Annotated in this window: 22 protein-coding genes; 8 read left to right on the plus strand and 14 right to left on the minus strand. The window is 76.3% G+C overall.

Annotated features, from left to right (window positions below; all coding sequences use genetic code 11):
* Window positions 1–106 precede the first annotated feature (106 nt).
* On the minus strand, window positions 107–1,138 hold the full coding sequence (locus tag WDV86_RS07435; protein WP_339567479.1) for a sigma-70 family RNA polymerase sigma factor: 1,032 nt from the start codon (window positions 1,136–1,138) through the stop codon (window positions 107–109).
* A gap of 279 nt (window positions 1,139–1,417) precedes the next feature.
* Between WDV86_RS07435 and flgN the strand changes: the two genes are divergently transcribed.
* The 5 genes from flgN to WDV86_RS07460 all read left to right on the plus strand — a co-directional run bounded on the left by flgN (window position 1,418) and on the right by WDV86_RS07460 (window position 5,478).
* Window positions 1,418–1,936 (plus strand): flagellar export chaperone FlgN, encoded by a 519-nt coding sequence (gene flgN / locus WDV86_RS07440; RefSeq protein ID WP_339566977.1) that lies wholly within the window; start codon window positions 1,418–1,420, stop codon window positions 1,934–1,936.
* A gap of 189 nt (window positions 1,937–2,125) precedes the next feature.
* Window positions 2,126–3,490, plus strand: a complete 1,365-nt coding sequence (gene flgK, locus WDV86_RS07445; RefSeq protein ID WP_339566978.1) for a flagellar hook-associated protein FlgK — start codon at window positions 2,126–2,128, stop codon at window positions 3,488–3,490.
* The gene (locus WDV86_RS07450; RefSeq protein ID WP_339566979.1) at window positions 3,487–4,425 is read left to right on the plus strand and encodes a flagellin N-terminal helical domain-containing protein; all 939 of its coding nucleotides are present in this window, start codon (window positions 3,487–3,489) and stop codon (window positions 4,423–4,425) included. The genes flgK and WDV86_RS07450 overlap by 4 nt, the downstream gene beginning before the upstream one ends.
* The gene (fliW, locus tag WDV86_RS07455; RefSeq protein ID WP_339566980.1) at window positions 4,422–4,832 is read left to right on the plus strand and encodes a flagellar assembly protein FliW; all 411 of its coding nucleotides are present in this window, start codon (window positions 4,422–4,424) and stop codon (window positions 4,830–4,832) included. Before WDV86_RS07450 ends, fliW begins: the two co-directional genes overlap by 4 nt.
* A gap of 19 nt (window positions 4,833–4,851) precedes the next feature.
* Entirely contained in the window at window positions 4,852–5,478 is a 627-nt protein-coding gene (locus WDV86_RS07460) for a sugar O-acetyltransferase (protein WP_339566981.1), read from the plus strand.
* A 90-nt stretch (window positions 5,479–5,568) separates the two neighbouring features.
* Here WDV86_RS07460 and WDV86_RS07465 read toward each other — a convergent pair whose 3' ends face one another.
* From WDV86_RS07465 to WDV86_RS07505, 9 genes are all read right to left on the minus strand, one after another.
* Window positions 5,569–6,282, minus strand: a complete 714-nt coding sequence (locus WDV86_RS07465; protein ID WP_339566982.1) for a class I SAM-dependent methyltransferase — start codon at window positions 6,280–6,282, stop codon at window positions 5,569–5,571.
* Window positions 6,246–7,142, minus strand: a complete 897-nt coding sequence (locus tag WDV86_RS07470; RefSeq protein WP_339566983.1) for an ABC transporter permease — start codon at window positions 7,140–7,142, stop codon at window positions 6,246–6,248. Before WDV86_RS07470 ends, WDV86_RS07465 begins: the two co-directional genes overlap by 37 nt.
* Window positions 7,129–8,175, minus strand: a complete 1,047-nt coding sequence (locus tag WDV86_RS07475; protein ID WP_339566984.1) for an ABC transporter ATP-binding protein — start codon at window positions 8,173–8,175, stop codon at window positions 7,129–7,131. The genes WDV86_RS07470 and WDV86_RS07475 overlap by 14 nt, the downstream gene beginning before the upstream one ends.
* Window positions 8,172–9,374, minus strand: coding sequence for a LolA family protein (locus tag WDV86_RS07480; protein ID WP_339566985.1), 1,203 nt, complete (start codon window positions 9,372–9,374; stop codon window positions 8,172–8,174). Before WDV86_RS07480 ends, WDV86_RS07475 begins: the two co-directional genes overlap by 4 nt.
* A 146-nt stretch (window positions 9,375–9,520) precedes the next feature.
* The gene (locus tag WDV86_RS07485; RefSeq protein WP_339566986.1) at window positions 9,521–11,227 is read right to left on the minus strand and encodes an NAD-dependent malic enzyme; all 1,707 of its coding nucleotides are present in this window, start codon (window positions 11,225–11,227) and stop codon (window positions 9,521–9,523) included.
* A 109-nt stretch (window positions 11,228–11,336) separates the two neighbouring features.
* The gene (gene ribD, locus WDV86_RS07490) at window positions 11,337–12,452 is read right to left on the minus strand and encodes a bifunctional diaminohydroxyphosphoribosylaminopyrimidine deaminase/5-amino-6-(5-phosphoribosylamino)uracil reductase RibD (protein WP_339566987.1); all 1,116 of its coding nucleotides are present in this window, start codon (window positions 12,450–12,452) and stop codon (window positions 11,337–11,339) included.
* Window positions 12,449–14,098 carry a phosphoglucomutase (alpha-D-glucose-1,6-bisphosphate-dependent) gene (gene pgm / locus WDV86_RS07495; RefSeq protein ID WP_339566988.1) on the minus strand — a complete coding sequence of 550 codons (1,650 nt, stop codon included), beginning with the start codon at window positions 14,096–14,098 and terminating at the stop codon, window positions 12,449–12,451. Before pgm ends, ribD begins: the two co-directional genes overlap by 4 nt.
* A gap of 56 nt (window positions 14,099–14,154) precedes the next feature.
* The gene (locus tag WDV86_RS07500; RefSeq protein WP_339566989.1) at window positions 14,155–14,544 is read right to left on the minus strand and encodes a tautomerase family protein; all 390 of its coding nucleotides are present in this window, start codon (window positions 14,542–14,544) and stop codon (window positions 14,155–14,157) included.
* Window positions 14,545–14,695: 151 nt separating this feature from the next.
* Window positions 14,696–15,406: an endonuclease gene (locus WDV86_RS07505; RefSeq protein WP_339566990.1), complete on the minus strand. Its 711-nt coding sequence runs from the start codon at window positions 15,404–15,406 to the stop codon at window positions 14,696–14,698.
* 107 nt (window positions 15,407–15,513) lie between these two features.
* On the opposite strand from WDV86_RS07505, the gene WDV86_RS07510 reads away from it, so the two are divergent.
* From WDV86_RS07510 to WDV86_RS07520, 3 genes are all read left to right on the plus strand, one after another.
* Complete coding sequence (locus WDV86_RS07510; RefSeq protein WP_339566991.1) at window positions 15,514–16,560, plus strand: alcohol dehydrogenase catalytic domain-containing protein; 1,047 nt, start codon at window positions 15,514–15,516, stop codon at window positions 16,558–16,560.
* 161 nt (window positions 16,561–16,721) lie between these two features.
* Window positions 16,722–18,278 (plus strand): GAF domain-containing protein, encoded by a 1,557-nt coding sequence (locus WDV86_RS07515; RefSeq protein ID WP_339566992.1) that lies wholly within the window; start codon window positions 16,722–16,724, stop codon window positions 18,276–18,278.
* Window positions 18,279–18,495: 217 nt separating this feature from the next.
* Window positions 18,496–19,356, plus strand: coding sequence for a carbonic anhydrase (locus tag WDV86_RS07520; protein WP_339566993.1), 861 nt, complete (start codon window positions 18,496–18,498; stop codon window positions 19,354–19,356).
* A 347-nt stretch (window positions 19,357–19,703) separates the two neighbouring features.
* Here the strand turns inward: WDV86_RS07520 and WDV86_RS07525 are convergent, their stop codons facing one another.
* Genes WDV86_RS07525 through cheB form a run of 4 tightly spaced genes read right to left on the minus strand, consistent with a single transcriptional unit; the run spans window position 19,704 to window position 23,444 of the window.
* Complete coding sequence (locus tag WDV86_RS07525) at window positions 19,704–20,189, minus strand: chemotaxis protein CheX (RefSeq protein WP_339566994.1); 486 nt, start codon at window positions 20,187–20,189, stop codon at window positions 19,704–19,706.
* Window positions 20,190–20,194: 5 nt separating this feature from the next.
* A complete protein-coding gene (locus WDV86_RS07530) occupies window positions 20,195–20,602 on the minus strand; it encodes a response regulator (RefSeq protein ID WP_339566995.1) in 408 nt (135 codons plus the stop codon).
* Window positions 20,599–22,062, minus strand: a complete 1,464-nt coding sequence (locus WDV86_RS07535; protein WP_339566996.1) for a CheR family methyltransferase — start codon at window positions 22,060–22,062, stop codon at window positions 20,599–20,601. The genes WDV86_RS07530 and WDV86_RS07535 overlap by 4 nt, the downstream gene beginning before the upstream one ends.
* Window positions 22,059–23,444 (minus strand): chemotaxis-specific protein-glutamate methyltransferase CheB, encoded by a 1,386-nt coding sequence (cheB, locus tag WDV86_RS07540; protein ID WP_339566997.1) that lies wholly within the window; start codon window positions 23,442–23,444, stop codon window positions 22,059–22,061. The genes WDV86_RS07535 and cheB overlap by 4 nt, the downstream gene beginning before the upstream one ends.
* Window positions 23,445–23,446: the final 2 nt, after the last annotated feature.

Raw genomic sequence — 23,446 nt, forward strand, 5'->3', positions numbered from 1 at the left:
GAAGGGCCCCCGTCCATGGGGACCCACCTGCTCATCGGCGTCCCGAGCCGGGACTTGAGCAGGAGACCGCGGGCGGGCCGTCCGGGTGACGGCCCCACCGGTGCGCTCAGGCCAGCAGCGGCTGCCGCTGGGCGGCGGTCCGCTGGGCGGGGACGACGGCGGCGGTGACCGGCCGTGCGGGACCCGGGGCGGGGCTGGCGCCGCTGCGCGCGGCGAGCTGCTCGCGGGCCTGAGCCGAGCGTGCGCGCGAGCCCACCCCTGCGGCGGCGGCGTGCAGGGCGGCCTCGGCGTAGAAGGCCTCACGGCGTCGGGCGGCAACGCCCGTGGGGGCCGGGGCGGGCCCGCGCGGCTCCAGGACGGTGTCCATGGCCGCCCGCAGCAGGCCGAGGGCCTCGGTGCGCAGCTGGCTGACGCGGGACTCAGTGACGCCCAGCTCCTCCGCGACCTCGCAGAGCGGCCGCTGCTCGAGGAAGGTGGCGACGACGACGGCGCGCAGCCGCTCGGGCAGCGCGGCGACGCTCGCACCGAGGACCGTCATCCGCTCGGCGCGCAGGGCGAGCTCCTCGGGGCCGGGGCGCTCGTCGGACAGGCCCTCGGCCCAGGTCCGCACGAGGGCGTCCTCGCCGCCCGTGCCCCCGGTGACCGGGGCGTCCAGGCTCGACACGGTGACGCCCGACTCGGTGCGGCGACGGTCGACCTCGGCGACGTCGACCCCGAGGGCCGCGGCGAGCTCGGCGCGGCTCGGACGGCGGCCCAGCGCGGCGGTGAGGCCGTCCTCGACGACGTGCAGCTCGCGGCCGCGGGAGCGCACCCCCCGGCTCATGAGGTCCATGCTGCGGAGCTCGTCGAGCACGGCACCGCGGATGCGGGTGCTGGCGTAGCGGGCGAAGGGGACGCCCGTCTCCTCGTCGTAGCCGCGGGCGGCCTGGAGCAGACCGGCCGCGCCGGCACCCGAGAGGTCGGTGGCGTCGACGTGCGAGGGCAGCCGCATCGCGACCTCGCGCACGACGTGCCCCACGAGGGGGAGGTGGGCGGTGACGAGGGCCTCGACGGCGGCGGCGTCACGGCGGGAGCTGCTGCGGGGGAGCGCGGAGACGGCGGCGCCGCAGGGGGCGGCCGTGCGCTGGGTCGGGATCATCACGCCGGAGGCCTCGTCCCGCCGCCTCGCCACCTTGAGCCCGAGTAGGTGAGATCCCCTCCCGCCGGCACCTGTTCGGACGCACGACCCCTCAGCCGGGAGCGAGCTCACCCTGCGCAGGGCGCGTCGTCGACCACTCGACCGCCACACGCTCGGGGCGGACACGACGGGCGACGCGCCGGAGCGGTTGCCGCGGGCGACGTCTCAGCACGCGGACGATGGCGCCGATGGGTCGGTGACGACGGCCGCGAGGGTCGCGTCGAGGGAAGGGGACCGGCGATGGGCCTGGCGGAGCTGTCGAACGTGCTGTGGCGCGAGCGGGAGGTGCTCGAGCTGCTGCTGTTCAAGCTGGAGGAGGAGCAGCTCGTCCTCACCAGCGGGCGCACGCGCTGGCTGGCCCACGCCACCCGTGAGGTCGAGGTCGTCCTGGAGCAGGTGCGTGCCGCCGAGCTGGAGCGGGCCCTGCACGTCGACGCCGTCGCCGCCGAGCACGGGGCCCCCGCGGGCGCCGGGCTGCGCCAGCTCGCCGACGTCGTCCCCTCCCCCTGGGACGAGGTGCTCGGCTCCCACCGCGACGCCTTCCTCGTGCTCACCACCGAGATCGGCGCGACCGCCCAGGCCAACCGCGACGTCCTGTCCGCCGGCAGCCGGGCGCTCGACGTCGCCCTCGCCTCCGTGGGCGAGCCGCGCGAGCAGCCCCTCGTGCCCGTGCAGACCTACGGGCCGCGCGGCGGACGACGCTCCGGCGCGAGCGACCCGGGCGCCCGCCCGGCCCGGCTGGTCGACGAGAGCCTCTGAGCCGCTCCGCCCCCTGGGCCGCTCCATCGCCAGGTCCTCCCGCCCGAGGCCCGCCACCGCGCCGCGGGACTGGAGCCCGGTCCGGCGGGAGCGCCCCCACGACACGCCGGCGTCACCCGCTCAGACCATCGGCAGACCTGCCGATAGGAGCAGTGACCGACTCCCACGCACACCGTCTGCGAGGACACCATGAGCACGTTCCAGGGACTCTCTGTCGCCCTGACCGCGCTGCAGACGCAGCGCCGGGCGATGGACGTCGCCGGGCAGAACGTCGCCAACGCGGCGACCCCCGGCTACACCCGCCAGCGCGTCGAGACCTCCCCCCTCCAGGCGACGCAGAACCCGCTGTCCGAGGGCGTACGGGGCTGGACCACCGGCAACGGCGTCCAGGTCACCGGCGTCGCCCGCCTCGCCGACCGCCTGGCCTCCAGCCGCGTCGAGGTGACGACGGGCGACGCCGCCCTGGCCGCGGCCCGCTCCGGCGTCCTCACGACGGTCGAGGGCGCCTTCGGCGACCTCGGGACGGTGACCGACGCGATGGGCAAGATGTGGGGCGCCTGGGGCGGCCTCGCCTCGGCCCCGGACCCCCTCGGACCCAGCGGTGACGCCGCGCGCGTCACCGTCGCCGGCCGCAGCGAGGAGGTCGCCTCGCTCCTGCGGGAGGGCGCCGCCCGCACCAGCGCCACCTGGGACGACGTCCGCTCCGAGCTGGGCACCCTCACGACCGAGGTCTCCAGCATCGCGACGTCGGTGGCCGGCCTCAACCGCCTCATCGCCACGACCGAGGGCTCCGGCGCCCCCGCGCACGAGCTGGCCGACCAGCGCGACGAGCTCGTGCGGCGGCTGGCGGGCCTCGTGGGCGCGACGAGCGCGCCCCGGGCGGGCAGCGGGGTGGTCGACGTCGTGGTGGGCGGGCAGAAGCTCGTCGACGGCTCGGCCGTCGCGACCCTGGCCGTCGTCGGGCCGACGGCGATGGCCGGCGCCGGCACCGGGCCGACCTCCCTCACCCTCGACGGGGCTGCCCTCGCCGTCGGCGGCACGGCCGCCGGGCTCACGGAGGCGCTGACGACGACCCTTCCCGGCGTCATGGCCGGCTACGACGGCGTCGCGGGCGCCCTGGCCACCCAGGTCAACGCCCGGCACGGCGACCCCGCCGTCTTCACCTCCCTCGCGGGCCCCCTCACCGCCGCGACCATCACCGCGTCGATCCCCGCGGCGAGCATCAAGGCGGGCACGGGCGACCGGGACGTCTCCATCGCCAAGGGCATGCCCTCGCTGTCCGAGAGCGCCGGCGGGCCCGACGCGACCTGGCGCACCTTCGTCGTCGCCACCGCCGGTGCGGTCTCGGCCGCGGAGGTCCGGGCGACCGCGACCGCCTCCGCCCGCGACAGCGCGCAGGCCGTGCTCACCTCGGCCACGGGCGTGGACATCGACAGCGAGATGGTCGACCTGCTCACCTTCCAGCGCGCCTACGAAGGAGCCGCACGCGTCATGACCGCCGTCGACCAGATGCTCGACACCCTCATCAACCGCACCGGCGTGGTCGGACGATGAGCGTCTCCGGGGTCTCCGGGAGCCTGACCGGCGGCTACGCCGGCGGCCGCGCGACCCTGCGCGGGTCCAACGGCGCCGCGCAGACCGCCATCGCCGAGGCCGCGCAGAGGCTGGCGCGGGCGACCGCCGAGGTCTCCAGCGGCAAGCGGATCCAGCGCCCGTCGGACGACGTCGTCGGCACCGACAAGGCGCTCGAGCTGCGCCGGGCGCTGGCCGCCGAGGAGCGCTTCGCCGCCGCCTCGAACGACGCGAAGAGCTGGTTGGGCACGACGGACACGGCGCTGCAGCGCAGCGTGGCCCTGCTGCACACCGCCCGCGGCCTCGCCGTGCAGGCGGGCGCGGACTCCCAGTCGCCCGAGGGGCGGGCGGCCATCGCCACCCAGATCCGCGGGATCCGCGAGGACATGCTGGCCACCGCCAACACGACCTACCTCGGCCGGCCCGTGTTCGGCGGCACCACGGCCGCCTCGGTGGCCTTCGCCGAGGACGCCGGCGGCGTGGTGACGCCGTCGGCGGGGATGGGCAACGTGGTCGAGCGCACCCTGGCCCCCGGCGTCGACGTCCGCGTCGACACCGCCGGCACGGCGGCGTTCGGAGCCGGTGACGACTCGGTCTTCGCCGTCCTGAGCCGGCTGGAGACCGCCGTCCTCGCGGGGGCGGCCGAGTCCTCCGCCCAGCTCGGGGACATGACCGCCGCGCTGGGGCGGATGACGACGACGCTCGCGGACGTGGGCACTCGCTACGCTCGCACCGAGTCCCTGCAGAGCATCGGGACCCAGCGGACCCTCTCGCTGACCTCGTCGCAGCGGGAGGTCGAGGACGTCGACCTGGCGGAGGCCCTGATGAACCTCGCGACGCACGAGAAGGCCTACCAGGCGGCCCTGGGCGCCGCCGCCAAGGTCGTGACCCCGACGATCATGGACTTCCTGCGGTGACCTCCCCGACGTCGCCGCTGCCCGAGGTCCGTTTCGTCGCCCCGCTGCCGGGTCTGGAGGAGCTCACGCGCTTCGCGCTCGTGCGCCTCGACGAGACGGGGACGCTGTTCTCGCTGCAGTCCCTGGAGGCCGAGGGCGTGCGGCTCGTCGTCCTCGCCCCGGGTGCGTTGTTCCCCTCCTACGCGCCGGAGGTCGAGGAGGACGACGTCGACGGCCTGGGGCTGGAGAGCGCCGAGGACGCGCTGCTGCTCGTCGTCGTCACGCCCGGCCGGTCCCTGGCGGACTCGACGGCCAACCTCATGGCACCGATCGTCGTCCACGCCACCAGCGGCCGGGCGGCCCAGGTCGTCCTCGCCGGCACCGACCACCCGCTGCGCGCCCCGCTGCTGGAGGCCGTCGCCGCCTGACGTGCGTACGGTCGCCCTCATGGAGGACGACGCCGCACCCGACGCCGGGGCCGACCCCCTCGCCGGTGACCCCCGCTCGATGCACCAGCGGATGCGCGACGGCGACTGGTACCGCGCCGTGGACGACCCGAGCATCGTCGAGGCCGCCCACCGCGGCATGGAGCTCGCCGACGCGTACAACGCCACGAGCCCCCGGCAGCAGGCGCTGCGGGAGCACCTCCTGCGCGAGCTGCTCGGCGCGGTCGGCGAGGGGACGACGATCCGCCCGCCGCTGCACGTCGACTACGGCACCCACCTGCGCGTCGGGGCGCGCTGCTTCGCCAACTTCGGCCTGACGGTGCTCGACGTCGCCGACGTGACCATCGGCGACGACGTCCAGATCGGCCCGCACGTCCAGCTGCTCACCCCCACCCACCCGCTCGACCCCGACCTGCGGAAGGCCGGGTGGGAGGCCGCCGCGCCCATCACGGTCGAGGACGGCGTGTGGCTGGGCGGGGGCGTCGTCGTCTGCCCCGGCGTCACCGTCGGCGCGGGCACCGTGGTCGGGGCCGGTGCCGTCGTCACGAAGGACCTCCCGCCCCGCGTCGTCGCCGTCGGCAACCCGGCCCGGGTGCTGCGCCGGCTCGACGACGCCGACGGCGCGTGAGCGGCCAGCCGGGCGCTGATCGGGGACGCGCCGCCGGGTGATCTGGCGCTGATCACCCGGCGGCACGTCCCCGGTCGCGCGCGCCAGCAGTCAAGCCCGGCGCGCGAGCACGGCGTAGAGCGGGTCGCCGCGGTACGTGCCGCCGCGCTCCGGTCCGGGCGGCGTCCGCAGCGACACCTCTGGCTCGAAGAAGCCGCCGGCGCGACGCAGGTACTCCGCCACGAGCGTGCAGCGGCCGTCGTCGTCGGTCGCGAGCCAGCCGTGGACCGCCTTGGTCGGGAAGCACCGGTTCGAGAAGGTCAGCACCACCGGCGCGCCCCGGCGCAGCACCCGGGCCACCTCGGCCAGCACCTCGACGGGGCGCACGAGGTAGTCGACCGAGACGCAGCACAGGACGGCGTCGAAGGTCCCGTCCTCGAACGGCAGTCGCGCGTCGACGTTGAGGTCGTGGACGACCCGGGACGTCGCCATGGGGTTGGCGGCCAGCTCGGCCGCGTTCATCCCGAGCACGACGAGCTCGTCGGGCGCGCTGCGCAGGTGCGAGACCCACGAGGACATGAGGTCGAGCACGCGGCGCGGCCGCTCCCCCGCCGCCGCGGCCCCCGCCTGGCCGCCGTCGACGCCCAGCTCGGCGTAGAGGTCCCCGACGGCGGCCACCGCTCCCTCGTCGACGTGGGTGACGAGGCGCGGGGGTGCGTAGAACCGGTCGTCGGGCGTGGGGTCGTCGCGGTCGAAGAACCAGGCCGGGAAGGGGTCGGGCGGGGCGCTCAGCTCGTCACGTCCTTGCTCGTCAACCGCGCCCACGCCGCGGCGACCAGGACGACCACCCACCCGGCCTGCAGCAGCAGCCCGTCGCGGGCACCGGTGAGCAGGACGGGGTCGCGCAGCAGGTCGGCGAAGCGCAGCCAGCCGTCGGTGAACAGCCACGGGTGCAGCCACGAGAGCTGGGGCACCTGGCCCATGATCTGCACGAGGACGACGACGATCGCCGTCGCCGACATGGCGGCGACGGGCACCTCCGTCAGCGTGGAGACGAGCAGCCCCAGCGCCGCGACGGTCGTGAGCATCGCGGCCGCGTAGGCGCTCACGGCCGCCAGGCGGAGCAGGCCCTCGCCGTAGGAGGCGGTGGTGCCGCTGAGCAGCACGACGTCACCGACGGGGAAGAGGACCAGCCCGACCAGGACGCCCGTCAGCGCGATGGTCAGCACCGCGAGCGCGCCGTACAGCACGGTCGCGAGGAGCTTGACGGCGAGCAGCCTCGTGCGGTCGACGGGCGTGAGGAGCAGGTAGCGCAGCGTGCCGCTGGAGGCCTCGCCCGCCACCGACTCCCCCGCCACGACCGAGACGACGAGCGGCAGGAAGACGGGCAGCGACGCCGTGAGCGAGGCGAAGGCCAGGAAGAGGCCGTTCTCGGTGACCGTCGCGAGCAGGGGCGGGCCGCCGCCGGTCCCGCCGCCCCCACCGGAGGCAAGCCGGATGCCGACGCCGACGAGCGCCGTCAGCAGGGCGAGGACGCCCAGCATGACGACGTTGCGGCGGCGGCGGAGCACGAGCGCCAGCTCCGAGCGCAGCAGCCGCAGGTCCGCCGCGGCCCCGGAGGGACGGCGCCGGGCCCCTCGTCCCGTGGGGTCGGGCCGCCCCACGGCGGCCTCAGGCGCGGACATCGAAGCCCTCCCCGGTGAGGTCGACGAAGAGGTCCTCGAGCGTCGCGCGCTCCAGGCGCAGCTGGCGCACGCCGGCACCGGCCCCGACGAGGGCGACGAGCAGCCGCTCGGGGTCGGGCCCTCCGGCCACGAGGTCGCCGCGCACCTCCTCGCCCGACACGCCCACCGCGGCCACGCCCTCGGCCCGCAGCACCCCGGCGGCGGCCTCGGCGTCGCGGGCCTCGACGACGACGCGCGTGGTCGTGCCGGCCGTCACGCCGGCGAGCGTCCCCTGCGCCACGAGGTGACCGGCGCTCATGACGCCGACGTGGCTGCAGAGCTGCTCGACCTCGGTGAGCAGGTGGGTGGAGACCAGGACGGTCGTCCCGTCGGCGGCCAGCTCGCGCACGAGGGTGCGGACCTCCCGGGTGCCCTGCGGGTCGAGCCCGTTGGTCGGCTCGTCGAGCACGAGCAGCTCCCGCGGCCGCAGCAGCGCGGCCGCCAGGCCGAGCCGCTGCTTCATGCCGAGGCTGTACACGCGGAAGCGCTTGCCGGCCGCCGCGGTGAGGCCGACCCGCTCGAGGGCGTCGGCGATGCGACGCCGCGCCGTCCGTGGGTCGACCGTGCGGTCGGCGGCGTCCGCCCGGGCGAGGTTCGCGGCGCCGGTGAGGTAGGGGTGGAAGGCCGGGCCCTCGACGAGCGCCCCGACCCGGGGCAGGACGCGCGCACGGGCGCCCGGCATGGCCTCCCCCAGCAGCCGGACGTCGCCGGACGTCGGCGCGACGAGCCCGAGCAGCATCCGGATGGTCGTCGTCTTGCCGGAGCCGTTGGGGCCGAGGAAGCCGTAGACGGCGCCGCGGGGGACCTCGAGGTCGAGGTGGTCGACGGCGACCTGGCCGCCGCGGAACCGCTTGGTCAGCCCGCGCGTGGCGACGGCGAGGTCGGTCGCCGGCTCCTCGTGGTCGGCGGCCTCGTCGAGGTCCGCGGCGGCGGCCTCGTCGGCGGCCGGGCTGCTCCGCCGCGGGGCCGCGGGGGCGCCCGCGGCCGCGCTCACGGCGCGGCGGCCGGGTCCAGCGCCGCCTGCTCGAGCACCGAGGGCGGCACGGCCCCGACGAGCACGCGGCCGTCGTCGAGCGCGAGGACGCTGACCAGCGCGGTCGCCAGCACCCGGCCGGTGCCGTACGCGCCGGAGACCGGCTGGGCGGCGTCGAGCAGCGCCTGCCCGGCACCGCCCGCGGGGCTCCCCGTCGGGTCCGTCAGCCCGCCAGCCGCACCGCGGAGCACCGCGACGGCGTCCCAGCCGTCGCCGACCACCGTCGGGCGCGCACGGTCGGCCGCGGGGTCGCTGCCCGAGGAGCCCTCCGCCGAGGGGCCGCCCCCGCCGCCGGGGGTGCCGCCGTGCCCACCGGTGGGCCGCCGGGCCAGCGCCGCGCCCGGCGACGGCGCCTCGCTCACCTCGGCCCCCTCGGGAGGTGTGAAGGCGAAGACGTCGTCGTCCGGCGCGGCGTAGGAGATGTCGGTGAAGGCCGTCTCCAGCGCAGGGCTGCTCGCCCTGCGGGCCAGCACCTGCACCCGCAGGGGGTAGGAGGTCGCGGCGTCGACGGCGAGCCGCACCCGCCCGACGAGCGACGTGGTGCTGCGGGGGGCCAGCACGAGCTCGTAGGCGTCGCGGCCGGCGACGGTGCCCGTGCCGTCGAGGCTGACCTCGGTGCTCGGGTCGAGCGCGGCCAGCGCCCGCTGGGCCGCCTCGGCCGGCGTCGCACCGCCCGCAGGGCCCCACGCCTCCGGCGACGCGTCGGCGCCCTCCGCGGCGGAGCCGCGCGCCGCCTCCAGCTGCTGCGCCGAGGGCAGCTCGGCGTGGACGGCCGTGCGGTCGTCGCTGCGCCAGACCCACACGTCGCTCCCGTCGCGGACGACGCTGGTCTCGGCGAAGTCCCCGAGCACGGACAGGCGCTGGCGCTGCTCGCCGTCGCTCCACACCCGCAGGGTGGTCGAGCCGGTGAGCAGCCCGGTCAGGTCGCTGCCGGCCGAGCCCGTCTGCTGCGGCAGCTCGGGCAGCCCGAGGTCGGAGGTGTGCACCACGGTGCCGGAGAAGGGCAGCGGCTGCGCCGAGGCGACGTCCTCCAGCAGCTCCTGCGCCGTGGTCGGCGGCAGGTCCGGGTCGGCGCTCGCGACACCCGGCACCACGACGGCGCCCGCGACGACGACGCCCGTGGTGGCTGCGGCCAGGGTCCAGCGGCTGCGCGTCCTCATGCCAGCAGTGTGCGCGCTGCTCCCTGGCGATGTCCTGGGGGAGGTCCTGGGGGGCCCGCCTCCTCGTGGGCAGGGGCGGCGGGGTCGACGGAGCCGGTGAGCACCACGGGACGGGGAGCGCGACCAGGACGGCGCCCGGTCCCGGCTCAGTCGCGGTAGGCGGGGGTCCAGCGTGCGGCGTGCACGGCGCGGACGACCTCGTCGTCGTCGAGGCGCGGGGCGACCCCGTCGGCCACCGCCTGCCGCGCCACGGCGACGGCGATGTGGACGGCTGTCCCGGGCATGTCGACCACCTCGGGCAGCAGCGCACCGTCGGGGTCGTCGTGGACGGGGGAGCGTCGGCCCAGCTCCAGCGCGGCCGCCAGCATCATGGCGTCGGTCACCCTCGTCGCCCCCACCGCCACGACGCCCAGGCCGACCGCGGGGAAGACGTAGACGTTGTTGCACTGCGCCACCCGTCGGTGGTGCTGCCCGTGACGCACCGGTGGGAACGGGCTCCCGGTGGCCACCAGGGCCTTGCCGTCGGTCCAGTCCGAGAGGTCCTGCGGGTCCGCCTCGGCGCGTGAGGTGGGGTTGGACAGCGGCAGGATGATCGGCCGCTCCACGTGCGCAGCCATGTCGGTGACGACGTCTCTCGTGAAGGCGCCGTGGGCGGTGGACAGGCCGACGAGCGTCGTCGGGTGCACGTTCGCCACCACGGTAGCCAGGTCGAGGCTGGCCCGGTCGTCGACGTCGACGCCCCAGCCCGAGACCGCGGCGGGGTCCTTGGCGAACCGGGCCTGGGCCGGCACGAGCCCGTCCTGACTGGTCAGCAGCAGGCCGCCGACGTCCAGGACGTAGACGTTGGACAGCGCCTCCCCCTCCTCGGCGCCGTCGGCCACCATGGCCTGCACGAGGCTCTCGAGGACCCCGATGCCGGCCGACCCGGCCCCCAGCATCACGACGCGCTGGTCCCGCAGCCGGGTGCCGCTGACGGCCGCGGCGCCGGCCATGGCGCCGGCCACGACGGCCGCGGTGCCCTGGATGTCGTCGTTGAAGGTCAGCAGCCGGTCGCGGTAGCGGTCCAGGATCGGCAGGGCGTGGGTGCTGGCGAAGTCCTCCCACTGCAGCAGGACGTGCGGGAGCTCGGCGCGCACGGCGTCGACGAACGCGGCGACGAAGTCGTCGTAGTCGTCGCCGGTGATGCGCTCGTGACGCCAGCCGAGGTAGGCGGGGTCCGCGCGCAGGTCCTCGTCGTCGGTGCCGACGTCCAGGACGACGGGCAGCGTGCGCGCGGGGTCGATGCCCCCGATCGCGGTGTACAGGGAGAGCTTGCCGATGGGGATGCCCAGGCCCCCCACACCTTGGTCGCCCAGGCCGAGGATCCGTTGGCCGTCGGTCACCACGATGACGTCCACGGCGCCCTGGGGACGGTTGCGCAGCACCTCGCGCAGCCGGTGGCGGTCGGGGTAGGAGACGAACATCCCCCGCGGGCGGCGGTAGATCTGGCTGAAGCGCTGGCACGCCGCTCCGACGGTGGGGGTGTAGACCAGCGGCAACGCCTCCTCGACGTGGTCGGCCAGGACCTTGTAGAAGACCGTCTCGTTGGTGTCCTGGAGCGCCCGCAGCGTGATGTGCCGGGCGAGGTCGCGCGAGGTGTCGTCCCCGCCCTGGACGTCCTGCACCGAGCTCCAGGCCCGGCGGGCCTGGTCCTCCAGGTCCTCCACGTGCGGCGGGAGCAGCCCCCGCAGGGACAGCGCGTCGCGCTCGGCCTCGGTGAACGCGGTCCCCCGGTTGCGCAGCGGGTCCTGGAGGACCTCGACCCCACCTCGCGCGGGGTCGTCGTGCGTCGCGGCGTCACGGGAGGTGCCCATGGGAGCTCCTAGGGGGGTGGAGGACAGCGGTCGCCGCCCATCATGGCCACGTCCGCGGCGCCCACCACCCGGCCTCGCCCACCCGTCGCGCGAGGGGCGTCGACGCGGGTCAGGGACCCGGGAGGAGGTCGACCCGCAGGTCTGGCCCGACCCGGGCGACGTCGTCGAGGACGAGGCGCGCCACCGCGTCCATCGAGGCGCCGGTCACCGTGCTGACCAGCGCCGCCGTCCCCTGCCCCAGCAGCGCCGGGGCGAGGTAGGCGCGCACCCGGTCGACGAGCCCGGCGTCGAGGAAGGCGCCGGCCAGGCGGGGGCCGCCCTCGAGCATGACCGAGCGGACGCCCCGCGCGTGCAGGAGCGCCAGGGCCGCCGCGAGGTCGACGCCGCCGCGGGCACCGCGGCCGACGTCGGACGCGGTGAGCACCAGGCACTCCCCCGCGCCCGCGCCGCGTCCCCGGCGCACCGCGGCGGCGGCTGGCGTCCGGCCGTCGGCGTCGAGCACCACGCGCAGCGGCGCCCGCGTCGCGAGCTCGGCGTCGGCGACGTCGTCACCCGTGGGGGGCAGGTCGCGCACGGTGAGCGAGGGGTCGTCGGCGAGCACCGTGCCCACGCCGACGACCACGGCGTCGCTGCGGGCGCGCAGCAGGTGCGCGTCGGCGCGGGAGGCCGGCGAGGTGATCCACCGGCTGGAGCCGTCGGCGGCGGCGCTGCGCCCGTCGAGGCTCGCGGCGTACTTCCACGTGACGTGCGGGCGCCCGAGCCGCTCGGCCGTGAGCCACGACTCGTGGACGCGCAGGGAGGCTCGCGCCTCGTCGGGCGTCGCGCGCACGACGTCGACCCCGGCCGCGGCGAGGGTGTCGGCCCCACCGGCCGCCCGCGGGTCCGGGTCGGCGGTGGCGAGGACGACGCGCGCGACCCCGGCCTCGAGCAGCGCCCGCGAGCACGGCCCCGTCCGCCCGGTGTGGTCGCACGGCTCCAACGTGACGACGGCGGTGCCGCCGCGGGCCCGGCCCCCGGACTGCCGCAGCGCCACGACCTCGGCGTGGGGGCCACCGGCGGGGGCGGTCCGGCCCTCCCCGACGACGGCGCCGCCGGTGTCCAGGACGACGCAGCCGACGCTGGGGTTGGGACTCGTGCCGCCGAGCCCGCGGGCGGCGAGGACGACGGCACGCGCGAGGGCGTCGCGCTCGACGTCCCGGAGCCCGCCGGTCGGACCCTCGCTCACCCCGCCAGCGCGGCGTCGACGACGCCGCGGGCCTCCTCGAGGACCTGGTCGAGGTGGTCGGCGCCGCGGAAGGACTCCGCGTAGATCTTGTAGACGTCCTCCGTGCCGGAGGGGCGCGCGGCGAACCAGGCGCTCTGCGTCGTCACCTTGAGCCCGCCGATGGCCGCGCCGTTGCCGGGCGCCTCCGTCAGCTTGGCCGTGATCGGCTCGCCGCCGACCTCCGACGCCGTCACCGCCTCGGGCGACAGCTTCGCCAGCCGCGCCTTCTCCTCGCGGCCGGCGGGGGCGTCGACGCGCCTGTACGCCGACGCGCCGTACTTCTCCACGAGGTCGGCGTGCAGCTGGCTCGGCGAGCGTCCCGTGACGGCGCGGATCTCGGCGGCCAGCAGCGCCAGGAGGATGCCGTCCTTGTCCGTGGTCCACACGGAGCCGTCCTTGCGCAGGAACGAGGCGCCCGCGCTCTCCTCGCCGCCGAAGACGACCGAGCCGTCGAGCAGCCCGTCGACGAAGTACTTGAACCCCACGGGCACCTCCAGCAACCGGCGGCCTGCGCCGTCGACCACCCGGTCGATGAGCGAGGACGACACGAGCGTCTTGCCGACGGCCGGCTCGCCCGTCCAGTCGCGGTGCTCCAGCAGGTAGGAGATCGCCACGGCCAGGTAGTGGTTGGGGTTCATGAGGCCCGCATCGGGCGTGACGACGCCGTGCCGGTCGGCGTCGGCGTCGTTGCCGGTCGCGACGTCGAAACGGTCCTTCTGCGCCACCATCGAGGCCATCGCGTTCGGCGAGGAGCAGTCCATCCGGATCTTGCCGTCGCCGTCGAGGGTCATGAAGGCCCACTGCGGGTCCACGGTGTCGTCGACGACGGTGAGGTCGAGGCCGTAGGTGCTCGCGATCTCGCCCCAGTAGGCGACCGCCGCGCCGCCGAGCGGGTGCGCGCCGATCCGGACGCCGGCCTCCCGGACCGCGTCCAGGTCGAGCACCGTGGCGAGGTCGTCGACGTAGTGGCGCAGGAAGTCGTAGTCCCCGACTGCCGCCCGGGCCTGCTCGAAGGGCACCCGCTGCACGCCGTCGAGGCCCGCCTCCATCAGGGCGTTGGCGCGGTCGGCGATCCACCCGGTCGCCTCCGACCCGGCCGGTCCGCCGTGCGGGGGGTTGTACTTGAAGCCGCCGTCGCGCGGCGGGTTGTGCGAGGGCGTGACGACGATGCCGTCCGCGTCCCCGTCGGGGATCTCCGACGCCGTCGCGGTGCCACGCCCGTTGAGCCGCAGGACGGCGTGCGAGAGCGCCGGGGTCGGCGTGAACCCGTCGCGGCTGTCGACGAGGACGTCGACGCCGTTGGCCACGAGGACCTCCAGCGCCGTGCGCCAGGCCGGCAGCGAGAGCCCGTGGGTGTCGCGGGCGAGCAGGAGCGGCCCCGTGGTGCCCTGCTCGGCGCGGTAGGAGCAGATGGCCTGGGTGATCGCGAGGATGTGCGCCTCGTTGAAGGCGCCGTCGAGCGCCGACCCACGGTGGCCGGACGTGCCGAAGACGACCCGCTGGCCGGGGTCAGCGGGGTCTGGGACCCGCTCGGCGTAGGCGTGAAGGAGAGCGTCGACGTCGACGAGGTCCTCGGGCTGGGCGGGCTGGCCCGCGCGCGGGTGCATGACGCCATGCAAGTGCATGAGGCCCCGCCGGCGCCACCGCTGCCCCGGCAGGACGGCTAGAGGTCGCCCTCGAGGAACTGGGCCCGGCCCATCCCGAAGGACCAGTCCTCCGGGTCGTTGGCGGTGAGACTGACCACGAGGTCCGAGGGCGCGAGGCCGCAGCGCTCCTGCAGCCGCTGGGCGAGGGTGGCGTAGAGGGCCTTCTTCTGCTCCTGCGTGCGCCCCTGCTGGAAGACCTGCAGGACGACCAGGTCGTCGGTCCGCTCGAGGCCGAGACCGGTGTCCTGGCAGATCACCTGGCCCGCAGGGTGCTCGGTGACGACCTGGTAGCGGTCGCGGGGCGGGGCGGCGAAGACGTCCTCCATGACCTCCTGCACCACGTCCGCCAGCTGGCGGAGCTCCTGCGGGCTGCGGCCCTGCGTCACGTCGATCCGCACTAGCGGCATGGAGGACCTCTCGTCGTCGGGGACCGGGCCAGCCGGACCGGTCGGTACCTGCGGCCGAAGTGGAGCACGAGGAGCGCGCCCCCGCCCGCCGGAGCCGCTCGCGCGCGGGGCCCCAGCGGTCGGGTCCGGTGGTCAGGCTCAGCAGCCGGACTCAGCCGGCGGCGGCGCGGACCTCGTCGGCGTCGTCGGCGATGCCGCAGCGCACGAGCGCCGCGCCGACGCGCGAGAGGTCGTCGGTGCCGGCGAGGTCCGCGAGACCGGCGGCGTCGGGCGGGAGCCCCAGGGCCCGGGCCGGGCCGGCGGCCCGCTCGTCGAGGAAGGGGCGCAGCTGCGGCCAGACGGCCTGGACCTCGCGGCAGAAGATGTCGACCCCGAGGGGCCCGACGCCGGTGAAGGCCTGGACGTGCTCGCGCAGGGCGTCGACGCCCCCCTGCCCGTCGCCGTCGCCCTCGCCGCCCTCGCCCTCGCCGCCCTCGCCGGCGAAGGCGGCGTCCCGCATCCGCCGCAGGTCGCCGGCGTACTCCTGCTGCGCCCGCTCGGCGAGCTGGCCCAGCTGGCGGGCCGTCTGCTCCTTGCGCAGGTACTTCGCCTGCGAGAGCACCTGCCAGCGCTCCTCGTCGCTCGCGCCGGCCAGCTTGTCCGCCGTGGTCAGCCCCGCCTCGCGCAGCGCCCGGGCGGTCCGCACGCCCAGGTCCGCCTGCAGGTTGGCCGACAGCAGCGCCGAGAGCACGAGCAGCTCGAACAGCGGCGCGGGTGTGTCCTTCAGCCGCAGCCCGGACTCGTGCGCGTAGGACTGCCCGTGCCGCTCGAGCAGCGCGTCGAGCACGGCACGCTGCTGCTCCGTCTTGCCCTTCGAGGTCATCTGGCCGTCGTACCAGCGTCGTCGGGCCGGGGCACGCCGACGACGCCGCGAGGCAGACTGCCGGGCACGGCCGGCCACGGGCCGGGAGGAGCTCGAGGAGGAGTGCCGTGCGTGCTGCGTACCTGCCCGGCGGGAGCGTCGTCGAGCTGCGGGAGGCGCCCGACCCGGTAGCAGGCCCCGGCCAGGTGCTGGTCGCCATGCGCGCCTCCACCATCTGCGGCAGCGACCTGCGGGCCATCTACCGGGAGCACCTCGGCGAGGGGCCGGAGGCATACCAGGGAGTCGTGGGCGGGCACGAGCCCGCCGGCCGCGTCGTCGCGACCGGTCCCGGGGTCGAGCGCGTCGGCGTCGGCGACCGCGTCGTCGTCTACCACATCAGCGGCTGCGGGCAGTGCGCCGAGTGCCGCCGCGGCTACCAGATCTCCTGCACCGCACCGGGTCGCGCCGCCTACGGCTGGCAGCGCGACGGCGGGCACGCCGACCTGCTGCTCGCGCAGGAGCGCGACCTGCTGGCCCTGCCGGAGGAGCTGTCCTTCCTCGACGGCGCCGTCGTCGCCTGCGGCTTCGGCACGGCGTACGAGGCGCTGCGCCGCACCGACGTGAGCGGCGCCGACCGGGTGCTCGTCACCGGTCTGGGACCGGTCGGCCTCGCCGCCGGGATGCTCGCCAGGGCCCTGGGGTCCCCGCTCGTCGTCGGCACCGACCCGAGCCCCGGGCGGCGTGCGCTGGCCCTGGAGCTGGGCGCCGTCGACGCGGCCGTCGCCGGGAGCGACGCCGACCTGGCCGACCTGCTGGTCGACCGTGACGGCGAGGGCGCCGAGGTCGCCGTCGACTGCTCCGGCTCCGGCCGCGGTCAGCTCACCGCGCTGCGGTGGACCCGCCGGTGGGGCCGGGCCGCGCTCGTCGGGGAGGGCGGGCACCTGGAGGTCGACGTCAGCGAGGTGCTCATCCACCGCCAGCTCACCGTCCACGGCTCGTGGGTCACCTCGACCGTGCGGATGGGCGAGCTGCTGGCCGCCCTGGCCCGATGGGACCTGCACCCGCAGCGTCTGGTCACCGCCACCTACCCGCTGGCCGAGGCCGCCGCGGCCTACGCCGACGCCGACGCCGGGGCCGGCGGCAAGGTCGGCATCGTCTGGCCCGACGAGCGCTGAGCTCTGGCCCGACGGGCGCTGGGCGGGCTCCCCGCGCGACCCGGCGGGCAGGTCGCCCCGCGCAGCCGCGAGCACCCGGCGACGTCGACGTCCGAACTCCTCAAGTCGGCGCCAGGACGGGCGATACACCTGCCTAGGAGCACCACGACGAGGGGAAGCCCATGTTCAAGAAGCGCGCCTCCGAGGCCGGACGACCGGTCCCGACCAACGAGGCCGAGGAGAGCCGCGCCGACGTCGACGCGCTGACCGAGGTCGTCGCGGTCCTCGGACGCGCGGCGACCCCCGAGGAGGCCGTGCGCACGGTGCTGGAGACCATCCGCGCACGCTTCGGCTGGGCGTACGGCTCGTACTGGGCGCTCGACGCGCCCGCCCGCGTCCTGCGCTTCTCGCAGGAGAGCGGCGACGCCGGCCCCGACTTCCGCCGCGTGACCCTGGAGGCCTCCTTCGCCGAGGGCATCGGCCTCTCCGGCCGGGCGTGGCGCCAGCGCGACCTCGTGTTCATCGAGGACCTCTCCCAGCTCTCGGACTGCCAGCGCGCGCCCGTGGCGCAGCGCGCGGGCATCCACAGCGGCGTCTGCTTCCCCATCACCGAGCACGACGACGTCGTCGGCACCATGGACTTCTTCACGACCGAGCAGCTGCACCCGACCAGCGGGCGCCTCGACGTGCTGCGGGCCGTCGGCGTCCTGGTCTCCGGCACCATGCAGCGCCTGCACGAGAAGGTGCGCACCGAGAAGGCCGCGCAGGACGTCGAGGCGGTCTCCACCGTCATCCGCCAGCTCACCACGTGCTCCAACCGCGAGCAGGCCCTCAAGGTCGCCCTGGAGACCATCCGCCGGGACTTCGACTGGCAGTACGGCTCGTTCTGGCAGCTCGACGAGGAGGCGCAGGTCCTCCGCTTCGCGCAGGAGTCCGGCGACGCCGGCTCGGAGTTCCGCCAGGTGACGCTCGCCGCCTCCTTCGCCAAGGGCGTGGGCCTGTCGGGCCGGGCCTGGGCGCGCGGCGACCTCGTCTTCGTCGAGAACCTCGGCGACCTCACCGACTGCGTGCGCGCCCCCGCGGCCCAGCGCGCGGGCGTGAAGTCCGGTGTCTGCCTGCCGATCACGGTCCACGGCGAGCTCATCGGGACGATGGACTTCTTCGCCACCCGCACGCTGATCATGTACCCGGGCCGCGAGAGCGCCCTGCGCAACACGGCGTTCCTCGTGGCGCAGGCGCTGGAGCGCATCGGCGCCAGCGACCAGCTGCAGCTCGCCGGCCAGGAGCTGCTGGCCTCCATCGGCGAGGTCGAGCGGAACGTCGTCTCGGCCAGCGACGTCGCCCTCCGCGGGGAGAACCTCACGGAGGAGGCCAACGACCAGGTCGCGGCCCTGGGCCAGGCGAGCGCGGAGATCAACGCCGTCGTCAGCGCCATCCAGTCGATCGCCGCGCAGACCAAGCTGCTCGCGCTCAACGCCACGATCGAGGCGGCGCGCGCCGGGGAGGCCGGCAAGGGCTTCGCCGTCGTCGCCGAGGAGGTCAAGGAGCTCTCCAGCGAGACCGAGCGCGCCACGAGCGACGTCAGCACGAAGGTCGCGACCATCCAGACCCGCGTGGACGCCGTCACCTCCTCCCTCGCGGAGATCCACACGGCCGTCGAGGAGGTCAACCGCACGCAGACCCTCATCAGCGGGGTCCTGACGGAGCAGCTGGCCGTCACGCGCGCGATCCTCGACTGATCCTCGCCCGACCGACCCTGGCTCGGACCGACCCTGGCTCGGACCGACGTCCCCGCCCGACGGCCGCACCGGAGCGCCCCAGGCGCCTCGTGCGGCCGTCGTCGTCTCCGGCCGGCCCGTCCCGCTCGTCCTGACCTGCGCCCCTCAGCAGGTCCACCCCGACAGCACCACCCCAGCACCCCTGGTCCCGCACCACCGCGACAGCAAGGAGACGGCCGTGGCCGCCAGCAATTCGTCCTCTCGGCCGGAGCACGGTCGGCCCAGCGACATCTGGGCCTCGCTCCTGCAGGGCAACGCCCGCTGGGTCGGCGAGGTCAGCACCGCCGCCGACGCTCGCGGGGGCCCCCGCCGCACCGCGCTCGTGGACGGCCAGGAGCCGCGGGCCGTCATCCTCGGCTGCTCGGACTCCCGCGTGCCTGCGGAGATCCTCTTCGACCAGGGCATCGGCGACCTGTTCGTCGTGCGCACCGCCGGCCACGTCGTCGACGACGCCGTCCTCGGCTCGGTGCAGTACGCCGTCGACGCGCTGCACGTGAACCTCGTGGTCGTGCTGGGCCACGACCGGTGCGGCGCCGTGGACGCCGCCGCCCAGGTGCTCGGCGGCGCCGCCCGCCCCGACGGTGCCATCGGCGACGTCGTCGACAAGGTCCTGCCCTGCCTGCACCGGGCCCAGCGCGCCGGCGTCGCCGGCCTCGAGGACCTGGTGCGCTACCACGCCGTCGCCACCGCGGAGCAGCTGCAGGGCAGCGCCTCTCCCCTGCTCGCGGCGATCGACGGCGGCCGGTGCTCGGTCGTGGCCGCCGTCTACAGCCTCGACACCGGCATCGTCACGACGCAGGTGCAGAGCAGCCTCCAGCTCGACCGCAGCGCCTCTGCAGCTCGCGCCCTGGCCCTGGCCGAGGAGCAGGTCCCGCAGCAGGTCCAGCAGCGCGCCCACGAGCAGGTCCGGGAGCGGGCCCAGGTGCCGGCCCGGCTGCAGGTGCCGGCCCAGGTCCGGCGCGAGGCCACGGTCGACGCGCTCACCCCCGACGACGGCGCCTACGTCGCCCGCCACGGCTCGCCCCGGAAGATCTGGTAGCGCTCGCCCGACCCCTGCTCCACGCGACCCCGCCACCGACGTCCTCGTCGGGGCGGGGTCGTCGGCGTCCGCGCGGGTGGGCTCAGCCAGGCGCGCCTGAGCACCGGGAGCCCGTGGCCGACCCGCCGCCACCAGGGCCGAGCCGGGCCGACGTCATCGCCCGCCCAGGCGCCGCAGTGGCGCGGCGAGCCCCGCAGCGGCGGGGCGACTCAGGGTGCATGGCGACGCAGGAGCACGGCGGCCGGACGCGCAGCAGCCCCCGACCGGGCTTCGGTCGGGGCTGCTGCGCACGCGGTGCCGGCTCGGGGCGCTCGACCCAAGACCGGAGTGTCGGCCGGTCGGTCGCCTCAGGCGTCGAGGAGCGAGACGGTGAAGACGGCGTCGGGCGCGTCGGGCCAGCTGAGGCTGACGGCGAGCGACGCACGCGGGTCCGACGGGCCGACCCCGACCTCGCCGTGGTCGACGACGGGCAGCAGGAGCCGCCCCCCACCGGCGCACTGGGCCTTGACGGCCCCGCCGAGGACGTTGGCGATCTCGGCGACGGTGTCCTCGACGTCGGCGGCCGTGGCGTCCTCCTCCAGGGCGAGCATCGCCCGCGCCCAGCGCAGCCCGGACTCCTCGTCGCAGGAGACGACGACGGAGCCGGACCAGGCGCCCTCGACGTCGGCGGCGCCCTCGACGTCGACGGTGCCCCGTACGACGGCCTGCGCCGGCGAGGGCCAGGTCGCCTCGACGGGAGCCGCCCCCTCCTCGGGGAAAGGCACGACGGAGGTCCAGAGGTCACCGACCAGCGCCACCATGTCCCCGGTCGAGACGGCTGCTGCAGCGTCCATGGTGGTCACCAGGTCTCCCCCGCGGTCGCGGGCTCCATGAGGCCGAGCAGCTCGAGCTTGTCGAACAGCGCGTCCTCGGTGAAGGGCTTGAAGAGGTACTCGTGGGCGCCGGCGGCGAGCGCCCGGACGACCTGGGCCTGCTCGGACTCGCTCGTCACCATCATGAGTGCCATCGAGCGCAGCTCGCGGCGCCGCCGGAGGGCGACGACGAGGGCGAGGCCGTCCATCACCGGCATGTTCCAGTCGATGGTGGCGATGGCAGGCACCTCGCCGCCTCCCGCGAGGTGTGCGTCGAGCACGTCGAGCGCCTGCTGGCCGTCCGCGCCCTCGAGCACCTCCATCCCGGCGCGCTCGAGACTGCCGCGGACGATGCGTCGCATCGCCCGGGAGTCGTCCACGACAAGACCGATCATGGCTCTCCTCCGGAGATGGGGGTGGTGGGTCGGGGTGGTCGGGCGGTGGGGCGTTCGGGGGGCGCACCGGGGCGGCGGGCCACCGGTCGCGCGAGGGGTGCCCGCGCCGAGGACGCCGCCGGGAGTGGTGATGCCCCCGCCCACCGGGTCTGCGGACGGGCCAGCGGCGCACGCTCGGACGCCGCCTCGAGCTCTGCCCGCGCCGCCCCCAGCCCCGAGAGCCTCTGCGCCAGGCCGGTGCGCGCGACCCGTGCCGGGGGCAGGGGCCGCGCGAGCGCCGGTGCGGCCGACGACGGACCGCTCACCGGCGAGGTGCGTGCCTGCGACGGCGCACCACCTGCCGGCGACGGGCGCGACGGCGGAGCCGGACGCTCCAGGGACGGACGCCTCACCGCGGAGGAAGCGCCCGCGGGAGCCGCCGCAGGGGCACCGGTCGAGGGGGCGCCAGCTGGACGGCCACCGGTCGGCTGGCCACCGGTCGGGGGGACGCGCACGCCGGGCCGGGCCAGGGGCGCCGGGCGCCGCTCGGGGGCCGGGGCAGCGAGGACGCGCCCGGTGCCCGACCCAGGGCCCGACCCCGGGCCCACCCCAGGGCCGCCGCCTTCGCCGATGGGGCGGAAGAGGGCCGAGCGCGGGCTGCCGATCCGGGCCCAGCGCGTGTCCCCCGGGGTCACGGCGTTCTCGCCGGCGCCCAGCACCAGCAGGCCGTCCGGGGCGAGGCTGCGGTGCAGGCGCTCCAGGACGGCGCGCCGGTCGGCCGGGTCGAAGTAGATGAGGACGTTGCGGCAGAAGATGATGTCGAAGGGTCGCGGGTCCGCCCCCGCGGGGGCGAGCAGGTTGCCCTCGCCGAGGCGGACCCGACGCCGGACGTCCTCCTTGACCCGCCAGCGCAGCCCGACGCGCTCCAGGTACCGCGCCACCATGTCCGCCGGCAGCCCGCGGCCGACCTCGGTCTGGGAGTAGGTGGCCTCCCGGGCGGTCGCCAGCGCCGTGCGGTCGACGTCGGTGGCCACGACCTCCACCCGGAAGTCGGCCAGCGCCGGCGCGTCCGCCATCAGCATCGCGAGGCCGTAGGGCTCCTGGCCCGTGGAGCACGCCGCCGACCACACCCGCAGCTGCCGAACGCCGCGCCGCGCCTCGGCGAGCGTGGGGAGGGCGACGTCCCGCAGATGGTGGAAGGGCTCGCCGTCGCGGAACCACGACGTCTCGTTCGTCGTCATGGCCTCGACGAGCTGGCGCTGCTCTCCCCGGCCGCTGCGGCGCAGCCGGTCGACGAGCTGCTGGACCGTGACGCCCTCGCGGGTGGCCAGCGGGCGCAGCCGGGAGAGCACGAGGTAGTCCTTCGAGGCGTCCAGCACGACGCCGCACTCCTCGCGGACGACGGCGCAGACCCACGCCAAGGAGTCCGGCGCGATCTCGCCGCCCCCGCTCGTCCGCGTCTCGGGCCGCGCGATGCTCATGCGCCGACCTCCGCCACGGGCAGGGCCGCACGGCCGCGACGGACGACGGCGCCGACGACCGCGGCCAGGTCGCCGGCCGCGACGAGGGCGTGGGCCAGCCCGGCCTGGGCCACCGACCCCGGCATGCCCCAGACCACGGACGTGGCCTCGTCCTGCACGAGCACCGTGCCCCCGGCGCGGCGCACCGCGGAGCAGCCGCTGCGGCCGTCGGAGCCCATGCCCGTGAGGACGAGGGCGACGACGCCACCGCTGACCTCGGCGGCCGAGGTGAGCATGACGTCGACGGACGGCTTGCAGTGCTGCACCGGGGGCCCGTCCGTGAGCGCCACGACGAGGCCCCCCTCGCCGCGGTGCAGCTCCAGGTGGAGGCCTCCCGGGGCGAGCAGCACGAGACCGGCGACGAGGTGGTCGCCGTCCTGGGCCTCACGCACGTGCAGCCGGCTGACCCGGTCCAGCCGCTCGGCGAGCTGGCGGGTGAAGCCGGGCGGCATGTGCTGGGTGACGACGACGGGCGCGGGCAGGTCGGCGGGCAGCTCGCGCAGCAGGCGCATCAGGACGTCGGGGCCTCCCGTCGAGGCGCCGACCGCGAGCAGGGAGGCGGCCCCGGGTACCCGGGGCCGCGGCGGGACCACGGGCGCAGCGGCCTGCCGGACGACGGCCCGGACCGACGGGGCCGGGCGGCGAGGCGGTGCGGGCGGCGCCGCGACGACGGCGGTGGGCACGCGCGAGCTCGTCACGACCCTGACGCCGGAGGCGTCGCGCTGCGCTGGCGCAGCCGGCCCGGGCGACGCCGCCAGCACAGCTGGCACCGCCGGTGCCGCTGGACCGGCCGGCCCGGGCTCGTCGGGGAGCAGCCCGAGGGTCTCGTCGGCGCCGACCGGCGCCGCCGGGGCCCCGAGGGGGCGCGGGCGCCCGCGCGGGACGAGCGCCCGCAGCACGGGGACCACCTCGCGGCGCACGAGCTCGATCGCCTCGGCCGCCGACCCGGTGCCAGAGGGCTTGACGACGACGGCCGCCGCACCGGCGTCCCGCCAGGCGGCCGCGGCGCTGTCCTGGTCCTCCCGCCCGGCACCCATGAGGACGACGGGCACGTTGTGGCCCAGCCGGCGCAGCTGCACGAGCGCCTCGACGCCGTCCATGGTGGGCATCTCGACGTCCATGAGCACGATGTCGGGGGCGTGCTGCTCCACCAGCGCGAGCGCCTCCTCGCCGTCGGCGGCGGCCCCGGCGATCTCCAGGCCCTCGACGTCGAGGGCTCGGGCCGCGAGCCTGCGCAGCACGGAGGAGTCGTCCACGAGGAGGACCCGGACTGGTTGCACACCTGTTGGTCGGCGCGTCGGCGCCTCGACTGAAGCCTGGCGGCGGCCGCAGCCCGGCTGCATCA

This window comes from Pseudokineococcus sp. 1T1Z-3, assembly GCF_037482365.1.
Classification (GTDB): Bacteria; Actinomycetota; Actinomycetes; order Actinomycetales; family Quadrisphaeraceae; genus Pseudokineococcus.

Coding starts and splice junctions, on each gene's coding strand:
- WDV86_RS07435 (WP_339567479.1), bottom strand. CDS start 1,138: ATGATCCCGACCCAGCGCACGGCCGCCCCCTGCGGCGCCGCCGTCTCC.
- flgN (WP_339566977.1), top strand. CDS start 1,418: ATGGGCCTGGCGGAGCTGTCGAACGTGCTGTGGCGCGAGCGGGAGGTG.
- flgK (WP_339566978.1), top strand. CDS start 2,126: ATGAGCACGTTCCAGGGACTCTCTGTCGCCCTGACCGCGCTGCAGACG.
- WDV86_RS07450 (WP_339566979.1), top strand. CDS start 3,487: ATGAGCGTCTCCGGGGTCTCCGGGAGCCTGACCGGCGGCTACGCCGGC.
- WDV86_RS07460 (WP_339566981.1), top strand. CDS start 4,852: ATGGAGGACGACGCCGCACCCGACGCCGGGGCCGACCCCCTCGCCGGT.
- WDV86_RS07470 (WP_339566983.1), bottom strand. CDS start 7,142: ATGTCCGCGCCTGAGGCCGCCGTGGGGCGGCCCGACCCCACGGGACGA.
- WDV86_RS07480 (WP_339566985.1), bottom strand. CDS start 9,374: ATGAGGACGCGCAGCCGCTGGACCCTGGCCGCAGCCACCACGGGCGTC.
- WDV86_RS07485 (WP_339566986.1), bottom strand. CDS start 11,227: ATGGGCACCTCCCGTGACGCCGCGACGCACGACGACCCCGCGCGAGGT.
- pgm (WP_339566988.1), bottom strand. CDS start 14,098: ATGCACCCGCGCGCGGGCCAGCCCGCCCAGCCCGAGGACCTCGTCGAC.
- WDV86_RS07500 (WP_339566989.1), bottom strand. CDS start 14,544: ATGCCGCTAGTGCGGATCGACGTGACGCAGGGCCGCAGCCCGCAGGAG.
- WDV86_RS07505 (WP_339566990.1), bottom strand. CDS start 15,406: ATGACCTCGAAGGGCAAGACGGAGCAGCAGCGTGCCGTGCTCGACGCG.
- WDV86_RS07515 (WP_339566992.1), top strand. CDS start 16,722: ATGTTCAAGAAGCGCGCCTCCGAGGCCGGACGACCGGTCCCGACCAAC.
- WDV86_RS07525 (WP_339566994.1), bottom strand. CDS start 20,189: ATGGACGCTGCAGCAGCCGTCTCGACCGGGGACATGGTGGCGCTGGTC.
- WDV86_RS07530 (WP_339566995.1), bottom strand. CDS start 20,602: ATGATCGGTCTTGTCGTGGACGACTCCCGGGCGATGCGACGCATCGTC.
- WDV86_RS07535 (WP_339566996.1), bottom strand. CDS start 22,062: ATGAGCATCGCGCGGCCCGAGACGCGGACGAGCGGGGGCGGCGAGATC.
- cheB (WP_339566997.1), bottom strand. CDS start 23,444: ATGCAGCCGGGCTGCGGCCGCCGCCAGGCTTCAGTCGAGGCGCCGACG.